At 36.3% G+C, this 9,602-nt stretch carries 13 protein-coding genes; 6 read left to right on the forward strand and 7 right to left on the reverse strand.

What is annotated here, in order from left to right:
* Positions 1-120: DUF2179 domain-containing protein (locus HT715_RS00915; RefSeq protein WP_172922787.1), on the forward strand; the 120-nt coding region annotated here is incomplete at its 5' end.
* Between the two features lie 296 nt (positions 121-416).
* Here the strand turns inward: HT715_RS00915 and HT715_RS00920 are convergent.
* A complete protein-coding gene (locus HT715_RS00920) occupies positions 417-566 on the reverse strand; it encodes a DUF3502 domain-containing protein (protein ID WP_329600473.1) in 150 nt (49 codons plus the stop codon).
* Positions 567-810: 244 nt separating this feature from the next.
* On the opposite strand from HT715_RS00920, the gene HT715_RS00925 reads away from it, so the two are divergent.
* The 5 genes from HT715_RS00925 to HT715_RS00945 all read left to right on the forward strand — a co-directional run bounded on the left by HT715_RS00925 (position 811) and on the right by HT715_RS00945 (position 4,698).
* Entirely contained in the window at positions 811-1,203 is a 393-nt protein-coding gene (locus HT715_RS00925) for a hypothetical protein (protein ID WP_023941407.1), read from the forward strand.
* A 147-nt stretch (positions 1,204-1,350) separates the two neighbouring features.
* Entirely contained in the window at positions 1,351-2,427 is a 1,077-nt protein-coding gene (locus HT715_RS00930) for a hypothetical protein (RefSeq protein ID WP_138701816.1), read from the forward strand.
* Positions 2,428-3,249, forward strand: coding sequence for a hypothetical protein (locus HT715_RS00935; protein WP_000771482.1), 822 nt, complete (start codon positions 2,428-2,430; stop codon positions 3,247-3,249). It begins immediately after the preceding gene.
* A gap of 4 nt (positions 3,250-3,253) precedes the next feature.
* Positions 3,254-4,081, forward strand: coding sequence for a hypothetical protein (locus tag HT715_RS00940; protein ID WP_138701815.1), 828 nt, complete (start codon positions 3,254-3,256; stop codon positions 4,079-4,081).
* A gap of 2 nt (positions 4,082-4,083) precedes the next feature.
* Complete coding sequence (locus HT715_RS00945; protein ID WP_050281781.1) at positions 4,084-4,698, forward strand: ATP-binding cassette domain-containing protein; 615 nt, start codon at positions 4,084-4,086, stop codon at positions 4,696-4,698.
* Between the two features lie 191 nt (positions 4,699-4,889).
* Here HT715_RS00945 and HT715_RS00950 read toward each other — a convergent pair whose 3' ends face one another.
* The 6 genes from HT715_RS00950 to HT715_RS12185 all read right to left on the reverse strand — a co-directional run bounded on the left by HT715_RS00950 (position 4,890) and on the right by HT715_RS12185 (position 9,327).
* Entirely contained in the window at positions 4,890-6,365 is a 1,476-nt protein-coding gene (locus HT715_RS00950) for an ABC transporter substrate-binding protein (protein WP_172922788.1), read from the reverse strand.
* Between the two features lie 103 nt (positions 6,366-6,468).
* Positions 6,469-7,392, reverse strand: a complete 924-nt coding sequence (locus tag HT715_RS00955; RefSeq protein WP_000818350.1) for a carbohydrate ABC transporter permease — start codon at positions 7,390-7,392, stop codon at positions 6,469-6,471.
* A gap of 13 nt (positions 7,393-7,405) precedes the next feature.
* A complete protein-coding gene (locus tag HT715_RS00960) occupies positions 7,406-8,335 on the reverse strand; it encodes a sugar ABC transporter permease (protein WP_007284784.1) in 930 nt (309 codons plus the stop codon).
* 333 nt (positions 8,336-8,668) lie between these two features.
* The gene (locus HT715_RS00965) at positions 8,669-8,827 is read right to left on the reverse strand and encodes a transposase (protein WP_275689890.1); all 159 of its coding nucleotides are present in this window, start codon (positions 8,825-8,827) and stop codon (positions 8,669-8,671) included.
* A 150-nt stretch (positions 8,828-8,977) separates the two neighbouring features.
* Positions 8,978-9,115, reverse strand: coding sequence for a transposase (locus tag HT715_RS12180; RefSeq protein ID WP_275690525.1), 138 nt, complete (start codon positions 9,113-9,115; stop codon positions 8,978-8,980).
* 29 nt (positions 9,116-9,144) lie between these two features.
* Positions 9,145-9,327 (reverse strand): hypothetical protein, encoded by a 183-nt coding sequence (locus HT715_RS12185; RefSeq protein ID WP_171043235.1) that lies wholly within the window; start codon positions 9,325-9,327, stop codon positions 9,145-9,147.
* Positions 9,328-9,602 lie beyond the last annotated feature (275 nt).

Consider the following 9,602-nt stretch of genomic DNA (forward strand, 5'->3'; position numbering starts at 1 on the left):
ATTACACGTGCAGAGTTTAATGAATTTAAACAGATTATGACACAAGTAGATCCAAGCGCCTTTGTCTCTGTCTCGGAGAATGTTCATATTCTGGGACGATTTGTTGAGATAGATAATTAGTGATTAATACTTTTCGAAAATCTCTTCAAACCACGTCAGCTTCACCTTGCCGTAGGTATATGATACTGACTCTGTCAGTTCTATCCACAACCTCAAAACTGTGTTTTGAGCAGCCTGCGGCTAGCTTCCTAGTTTGCTCTTTGATTTTTATTGAGTATTAAAATAAGGATAAGAGAAAACAGGAATATCTATATCCTTGTGCCCAAAAAACCACTGCCTCCCCCAGATAAGCCTGAGGAAAGCAGTGATTCTTATTTTAGGAGTTAGGAATGAATACACGAAATCAATTTAGCTGATTATTTTTTGTTTTTCAAGAATTCATCGTATTGTTTTTGCATTTCGTTCAATACTTTTTCGTAGGAACCTTCAGATTTCAATTTTTCCATCAATTCTGGAATCGCTTTATCTGGGTCAAATATAATAAAATGAAATAAGAATCGAGCAATTTAATTTTGGAATCCAAATCAATTTATAACAATATTTTAGAAGAGATGCTGTACTATTCTAAATTCAATATAATAATTTAACCATATTTTATGAGATATGTAAATCTAATAACTTATTTTATAAAGACATTATCACATTCGAATTACAAATCACAAATACTTTATTTTGCGATTGACATTATAAAAAAAAAGTAGTACAATGTAAATGAAATCGGTTTCACTGAAATACAAAGGAGGTATTGTGATGACAAATTTGAAAAAATGCATCGCATTAGGACTAGGAGTCGCTTGCTTACTCCCCTTAGCTAGTCAGACTGTTTCTGCTAAGATGGTGTATTTCAATCTTCATGTTACACGCGAAGACTATTCCGTTAGTAGCCGAAAAACTGAAAAAACAGACGGCTCCCCTGCTGTTGCTAATATCACAGGTGGTCTTGGTTGGGGAAAAAAGGTCAGAATTCGCGCTTGGACTGCTGCTGAGGATGAGCCTGCAACTGAGATGAAAATAGCTGATTCAAATGGTCGCTATAATCTTCGCTATAACAATGGTTATGGAACAATTGGACGCTATTATTATCTCAACGCCTCTAAATATGGTTGGCTCAATTCGAATATAACAGGACGTTTTGACCCTTAATTCGTCTCAAAACAAAAAGTAACAAACATTGGGTTATTCGCTAGTTTATCATGTGAGCGCTCACTAGCCTAACGCCCCCTTCTAAGAGTAGAGGCATCATCTAAAAAGTATCATGTCTCTGCTCCTTTTTTAAAGGAGCTTTTTACTATGAAAAAATACCTATTATTTCTACTTATTCTTCCCTTTATCTTTTTAACAGCTTGTCAATATAGCCAAAAGCAAACAACTGAGATAAATAAGGAAAATCTTCCCATAAAAGAAGGTTATAAAGAGATAACAGAGCAAATCTATCTATCAGACCAGATAGATACCTCCTATAAAGAAGAATTGCCTTTTTGGGACTCAAAAAAAGGAGACAAAGAAACATTGGTAACAGCTATCCAAAATTTTATGGGAAGCGATAGTGAAATTAGTGAGATTATTGCCGATAAGAATCCTTTAACCAGACTCCAAAAAGGAAAGACCAGAGCAGATATTACCGTCAATAAAACTGGATCATGGATTCATTTAACATCTGATCAAATATCAGATCTATCAAGTGTTTTCCACAACCTACGATTAGACGCTATTGAAAATAATCTAAATCTAACCGACTTTAAAGAAGAACTTCCATTTTCAAAAGAAGATGGTGTTAACAAAGTTAAGCAATTTCTAAATACCCTCCAATTAGGATTTGACGATTATGATTATCTCATCTACGCTATCTCAAAAGAAACACTCCTTGAGTATCTCCCAACCTACGAAAGAAATGCCAAAGAATTAAAAGGAACAAAGATAGACAAAAACAATCTGACTGATATGTGCTATGTTACTGTTTTTCCAAAACTTTCTAGTAAAAGAGTTATTGATGGCGAAACTCAGCTAGGTTCATCCGGAGAGATTAGTTTTATTCATGGTTCTGACCTAAACTTTATCATCACCCAAGCAGGGATTCAAGGAATTGATTTATCTGGTGTTATCTTACCGACTCAAAAAATAGATAAAATGGCGACTCTTTCTGTCCAAAAAGGATTAGATGTTTTAAAAGAAAAATACGAAAATTTGATTTTGGACAGTCCAATTTATATTGAGTCATTTACAATTGAGTATATACCTATTCCCACTCAAGAAAAAGAACTCTATGGAGGAAATCTCTATCGTCCCTTCCTAATCTTTACAATCAAAGAAAAAGATCGTATAGATAAAGCAGTTATCGATCCCACAAACTGGAAAGAGGTAAGTTAGATGAAACTACTTCTCCCCTTTAAATATACGCTAAAAGATTGGAGGATTTGGATTGGACTACTCTTTTCCTTAGTAGTTGCATTGATGATGTCCTATACAGATCTAACAATAAAATTAGACGGAAGAAATTCACTTGCAGTCCCTGATTATTTCATGCTCTCCTTCTCTAGAAATCTAGCAATGTCATTATATATCTTAACAGCAGCTTCCACTGTAGTAACAGACTTTTCACAAGACTACCATCAAAATAGACTTCCTTTTTTACTTAGTCGTATGTCTCTGCGACAATACGCTTCTTCCTTCGTCAAACGGTTAATTTTCCGTTCTTATTTTGTAGGACTGACCTTAGGATTCTGTTTTTTAATTCTCCTCTCCTTTTATTTTCCCCTCACTAATTCTCACTACTCATCTACTTTTAGCAATCAGTGGTTGTTAAATCAAGGATTTATATTCCTTTTCTACTTCCTTCTCATTAGTCTAATTGGACTCTATTTTGCATTCTTTACTCTATTAGGTGGAGTTCTTTCCGTTTTTTACCCTAATGTGTTAATGGTCTATCTTCTTCCAAGTACAGCCTGGTTTGTCCTCACAACATTTGGTTTAGAGAGAGTTCTCCCTTTTTTTACTCTACCACATATCGTCTTAACGACAGATGATTATTTACGAGAAGGGCTAGCATATTTTCAAGTAGGTGACGAAAACTTTCGAAATATTTTTTCGTTGCTTTATCCTTATATTTTCTTAACTCTATGGGCACTTTTGTCAATAGAGATCATTCGACTAGCTCTTAAAAAACATTGGCATTTTTATGATAAGGAGTAATCTTATGGAGATTATACGTGTAGTAACTATTCTCTTAAAACAACAATTCACCTTTAAACGATTGTTGCCTATCTTAATTTTCTTTCACCTCTATACTTTGATTTTAATGCTACCTTTTTCTAATTTAGCTAATCACTTCAAAGAAACTTATCCTGTCAGCATTGTAACTGTTCTCTTCACGAGTCAATGGTTCACTGCAATTTCTATTTTATCTGTCATACTACTATTTAGCAATCTTCCTTTAAAAGATACTTTCCAGTTTTGGTTAATCTTAAAAATCGGACAGAAAAAGTGGATGCTCTCCCAGTTTATTTATCTGATTATAGCGAGCTTAATCGCTTCGATTTACCAAATCATCAGCATTCTAATCACTTTTCTTCCTACACTACACTTTTCAAATCATTGGGGACGTCTCCTACCCTCCTTAGCTCAAGGACGTATTTCATTTCCGGAAGGTGTTGATAGCATGACGCATCTACGCTCAATTATACTGCAATATTATTCTCCCTATGGAGCTTTTTTTCAAATATTCTTATTGCTATTCCTTATGTTCATTTTGATTGGAGGAGTGATTTTCGTTTTCAATAGTCATTATTCTAATTTAGGAAATACCTTAGCCTGTGGATTAGTTATTGTAGAATTATTTATTACAGAAGCTTCACGTTTCTGGATTAAATTTTTATCTCCTTTAACTTGGCTAGACTTCCATTATATTAAATACGAAGCCCATTCTGGCTTACTATCCCTACCAGAAATAATTACTCGTATCCTACTTTTATACCTTTTGCTCGCCATAATCCTAGTTGTTATGAAAAAAATAAGGAGACAATAGATATGACAAACTTACATTTAAAATCTATTCGTAAAAACTATAAACACAATGTAATTTTTGAAGACCTTTCCTTTGAATTTTCCAGTGGAAATATATACGGAATTGTTGGATATAACGGTTCAGGAAAAACAGTTTTACTCAAGTGTTTAGCGGGATTAGAAGGTATAACTGAAGGAAAAATCGAATTAGATGGAAACATACTTGGAATAGATTTTCCCTTCTTACCAAGTGTAGGTGTTATTATTGAGACTCCAGGATTTCTGGAAGGTTATTCTGGTTTTGATAACTTACATCAACTAGCTCTAATCAAAAATAAAATAGGAGAGAAAGAAATCATTCAGAGTATGATAGATGTAGGACTCGATCCTAGTTCTTCTAAAAAAGTAAAACACTACTCTTTAGGAATGAAACAAAAATTAGCTCTAGCACAGGCTTTTATGGAAAATCCAGATATATTACTCTTAGATGAACCAATGAACGGACTTGATAAGCAATCTGTTCAAAAAATTCGAGAAAAATTACTCCACCTAAAAGAAAAGGGGAAACTTATTATTCTAGCTTCTCATATAGAGCAAGATATCGAATGTCTCTGTGATGAAGTTCTATACTTGGGATAAGAATGATTTATTACAGAGACAACACTCCTCATAAAATAGCAATTTTATACAAAAAGACCAACTATACCTGAATTATATTAGTTGGTTTATTTTTCATTCAAAAAATCACTGCCTTCCCCAGATAAGCCTGAAGAAAGCAGTGATTCTTATTTTAGGAGTTAGGAATGAATACACGAAATCAATTTAGCTGATTATTTTTTGTTTTTCAAGAATTCATCGTATTGTTTTTGCATTTCGTTCAATACTTTTTCGTAGGCACCTTCAGATTTCAATTTTTCCATCAATTCTGGAATCGCTTTATCTGGGTCTACAGTACCAGTGTTGATAGCTGTATCAAATTGTTGCATTGTGTTAGCAATAGCTGAGATTTCAGATTTCACATTGTCAGTATTGAAGATAAATCCAAGCGCTGGAGACTCTTTAGCTTCTGCCAATTCTTTCTTAGAATTTTCGATTTGTTGATCTGTAACGTTTTCGTTGATGTAAAGGATCCAGTTGTTACCAGTGTTCCATCCACCCATGTGAGTGTTTCCTTTGTAGCCATCAAGAACGCGAACACGGTTTTCTTTACCTTCAATTTTTTCCCAGTTCTTGCCTTCTGGACCGTAAACAAGGCCGTTCAAGAGTTCTGGGTTCGTATTCAAGAGGTTCAACACTTCCATTGATTTTTCTTTGTTCTTAGAGTTGTTTGAGATGACAAAGTTAGCAACTTGTGTTGTTTGGTTTTTCTTTATGAAGTTAGTAATTGGTTTGATTTGGATATCTTTGTTGGCAACACGTGAAAGCAAGCTATTACCGTAGTCAGCTGGTCCTACTGTTTCTTCACGAACGAACCAAGTATCTTGTTGAAGATCAAAGGAAGTATCGCTTGTTGCGACATCTTTTGGAATGTAGCCAGCTTCATAGAATTTGTGAAGAGTCTTCAAGTGTTCTTTGAAACGAGGCACTTCGTAACGGTTTACAACTTTAGTAGTATCGCCTTCAAGGTCAATAACGAATGGAAGCCCGTTTGCTACTGGGTAGTCAAAGTTATCAGATGGGATGAAAATTTTACCAATAGCAAATGGCACTACATCTGGAGCTTTTTCTTTAATTTGTTTCAAGACTGGCTCAAGAGTTTCGTAAGAAGTAACACCTGAAATATCGATACCATATTTGGCAAGGAGAGTTCCGTTGAAGGCAAAGTTTTGAGATGATGCAACGTTGGCTGCAACTGGAACAGCGTAAATTTTACCGTTTACAGTATTACCCTTGATGTAGGCTGGGTCAAGTGCTTTGTAAAGGTCTTTACCTTCTTTTTTGTACAATTCTGTCAAGTCAGCGTAAGCACCTTTTTGAGCATTTACAATGTAGTTATCTGCAAAGGCGATATCATAGTTTTCACCAGATGATGTGATAACTGACATTTTCTTACCATAGTCACCCCAGCCAAGGTATTGGATATCCAATTTGGCACCAACTTTTTCTTCGATGATTTTGTTGGCATTTGCTAACAATTCATCCAAGTTGTCTGGTTTGTCACCGATTTGGTACATTTTGATAACAGGTTTGTCACCTGAATCAGCAGCTTTTTTGCTGTTACCTGTCAAGTTTCCACAAGCAGCAAGACCTGCAGCCAAAGCGACTACACTAGCAGATGCAAAAGCATATTTTTTCCAGTTTTTCATGATAAAAACTCCTTTTTTTATTTTTAAACTTATAAACAATGTAATGATGTTAACTTCACGCAAGGGAAGTTTGGAAATGAGAAATGTTCTTTCTCAATAAACACTATTCTTTCACACCACCGATAGTCAAACCTTTTACAAAGTAGCGTTGGAAGAATGGATACAAAATCGCGATTGGAAGGGTTGCAACCACAACCATGGCCATACGACCTGTTTCTTTCGGTAGAGCAACTCCCAGTTGACCAGTCAAGCCGACCGCTTTGGCAATGTAGTCCATATTTTGTTGGATTTGCATAAGCAAATATTGCAATGGATACAAGTTGTCACTCTTGATGTAAAGAAGGGCGTTGAACCAGTCATTCCAGAAACCAAGTGCTGTCAAAAGCGTGATGGTTGCGATACCTGGTAGTGATAATGGTAAACAGATTTGGAAGAAAATCCGGGCCTCACTGGCACCATCGATACGAGCGGATTCAAGAATGGCTTCTGGGATGGTCTTCTTGAAGAAGGAACGCATCAAGATGATATTGAATGGTGAGAGAAGCATTGGCACAATCAAGGCCCAAACAGTATCCCCAAGCTGAAGCACACGAGTCACCATGATATAACCTGGTACCAAACCAGCGTTGAACAACATACTGAGAAGGACGAAGATGGTAAAAAATCTGCGATACTTAAATGTTGTCCGTGAGATAGCGTAGGCATAGGTTGTTGTGATAAAGACATTTGTAAATGTCCCAACTACGGTTACAAAGACAGAAATGAAGAGGGCCTGTAAGATTTTATCCTTAAACTGTGCCAAGAACTCAAAACCGTCTAATCCAAATTGGGATGGGAAGAAGCTGTAGCCGTATTGGAGGAGGCTTTTCTCGTCCGTCACTGAAATAATGATAACGAATACGAAGGGTAGGATACAAGAGAGGGCAATCAAACCCGAAATGGTACTGAAGAAGATATCTGCTTTCTTACTGAAGGAGTGAATGCCGACATTATCAATTTTTTCTTTTTTAATTTTCTTTTCTGCCATATTCTCCTCCTTTCTAGAACAAAGCTGAGTTTGGATCAACTCGTCTTGCCAGTAAGTTTGATAGAACCACCAGAATCAAGCCGACTACTGATTGGTAGAGACCTGCTGCTGAAGCCATCCCGATATCTGCTGTCTGGGTCAATCCATTATATACATATACGTCCAAGACGTTGGTTACGTTATAAAGCTGACCAGCATTGTGAGGGATTTGGTAGAAAAGACCAAAGTCTGCACGGAAGATATTTCCAACTGCAAGGATGGTCAATACAGTTACCAATGGTGTCAACTGCGGAATGGTTACATTGCGAATCCGTTGCCATTTGCTGGCTCCGTCCACTGTCGCTGCTTCGTAGTAGGTTGGATCAATTCCCATAATCGTCGCATAGTACATAACACTGCTATATCCAAAACCTTTCCAAATACCTAGGAAAAGTAGGAGATAAGGCCAAATTCCCAAATCAGCGTAGAAGTTGACTTCTTTGAGACCAAGACTTTCCAATAAATGATTGAACACCCCTTTATCAATATTTAGGAAGGCATCTGTAAAGAAACTGATGATAACCCAAGACAAGAAGTAAGGGAACAACATAGAAGTTTGGAAAATCTTCACCATTCTCTTGGAACGGAGTTCACTGAGGATAATGGCAATCCCTACAGATACAACTAAACCTAGAAAGATAAAGCCAAGATTGTAGAGGACCGTATTTCGTGTAATAATAAAGGCGTCTCTTGAACTAAATAAGAATCTGAAATTATCGAGTCCGACCCATTTACTATTTATGATACTATCTATGAAACCATTACTGGTCATGTGGTAGTCTTTGAAGGCAACCACGTTCCCAAATACTGGAATGTAGAAGAATAGAATCAACCAGAGTGCCCCTGGCAAAACCATCAAGAGAAAGATCCAGTTATCTCTCAAGGTTTTTGAAAACTTATTCATAATTTCCTCCCTTTTTATTTTGATATCCATCTAAAAATTCTTTTTTAGACTTTTGATAACGATTACATTATTAGTATACTCCTATTTGCAGATTAGGTTAAACTCCTAATTATAGAAAAAACTCCACAAATTATGTAGCAGATTTAAAACTTTATCACCACTATCAAACAAATGTCCTAAATCAATTGTTTATTTTATCTCTATTAGCCCAGTGATGGCATCACTCTGCTATAAGCGTCCAATAACAGGGTATATTGAAAAATCTCCAGACTAGAGAACTCAGCGATAGTTCCTAATCTGGAGACTTCTTATTTGCACTTTTCTTGTACAACTTTAGTCCATGGTAAACAAGCCTCTAAAACCTCTTTGTTTACGAGAGTCTGCTAGTTTGGGGGGCGCTTCAAAAAATTTCCTTCTCACATGCGCCCAACATCCAACAAGTTCAGCTTCTTCCAGTTGACGATAAGCTTCTAGCGGTTCACAGTTTACCAAGCTTAGCGTCGCCTTGCTCCTAAACCTTGGACTGCTATTGCATAGGCAGAACTAGAGGACTAAAGTCCTAAGTTACTACCGCAACATATCACAATGCACATATCCAGAATAATCTCCTAGGAAGTCTTGTACTACTGAACCACTTCGACGCTAATCATGGAGGTAGAGTGTGTTTGCTTGCTTCTCTGATTTTCCTGACAAAAAAGTCCAATAGTAAGTCAGCTGACTAGCACTCTCTAGAACCCGATAATAGGTTTCATCCGCATGAAGAAGAGCTTGTTCTAACAACTTTTCTCGTAAAAGGTTATAAAGGGACTCTAATAGTATTGACTCGTCTTGATATGCCAATTAGAGATTTCCTTACGTGTGATTGGTAAACCCATCTTAGCCCAATCTTCTTCTTGGCGATAATTACGAACTTTAAGCAGACTATCATTTCTCTTTTTAGAATCAAAAGGTCGAGATTGTGGAATCTCTACAGGAACAATAGGTTGTGGCATTAAAATATCCTCCAATAGTTTTACTTTACTAATAGTATACAGGAGGTCTTCCATGAATGATAGATACCTTGTTAGTAACCGCCCAATAACGAAGTATATTGAAAGATCTCCAGACTAGAGAACTCACGGATAGTTCCTAATCTGGAGATTTCTTATTTGCACTTTTCTTGTACAACTTTATTCCATGGTAAATAAGCCTCTAAAACCTCTTTGTTTACGAGAGTTTCCTCGTTTGGAAGACATTCTAGAAGATAGGATAGATATTTTTCACTATT

Origin of the sequence: Streptococcus sp. 4155, assembly GCF_013276695.1 — a bacterium.
Taxonomy (GTDB): domain Bacteria; phylum Bacillota; class Bacilli; order Lactobacillales; family Streptococcaceae; genus Streptococcus; species Streptococcus pseudopneumoniae.

Excerpts from the sequence above, each read along its gene's own strand:
- HT715_RS00950 (WP_172922788.1), bottom strand. The coding sequence starts at position 6,365 with ATGAAAAACTGGAAAAAATATGCTTTTGCATCTGCTAGTGTAGTCGCT.
- HT715_RS00930 (WP_138701816.1), top strand. The coding sequence starts at position 1,351 with ATGAAAAAATACCTATTATTTCTACTTATTCTTCCCTTTATCTTTTTA.
- HT715_RS00955 (WP_000818350.1), bottom strand. The coding sequence starts at position 7,392 with ATGGCAGAAAAGAAAATTAAAAAAGAAAAAATTGATAATGTCGGCATT.
- HT715_RS00925 (WP_023941407.1), top strand. The coding sequence starts at position 811 with ATGACAAATTTGAAAAAATGCATCGCATTAGGACTAGGAGTCGCTTGC.
- HT715_RS00940 (WP_138701815.1), top strand. The coding sequence starts at position 3,254 with ATGGAGATTATACGTGTAGTAACTATTCTCTTAAAACAACAATTCACC.
- HT715_RS00935 (WP_000771482.1), top strand. The coding sequence starts at position 2,428 with ATGAAACTACTTCTCCCCTTTAAATATACGCTAAAAGATTGGAGGATT.
- HT715_RS00960 (WP_007284784.1), bottom strand. The coding sequence starts at position 8,335 with ATGAATAAGTTTTCAAAAACCTTGAGAGATAACTGGATCTTTCTCTTG.
- HT715_RS12185 (WP_171043235.1), bottom strand. The coding sequence starts at position 9,327 with ATGCCACAACCTATTGTTCCTGTAGAGATTCCACAATCTCGACCTTTT.
- HT715_RS00945 (WP_050281781.1), top strand. The coding sequence starts at position 4,084 with ATGACAAACTTACATTTAAAATCTATTCGTAAAAACTATAAACACAAT.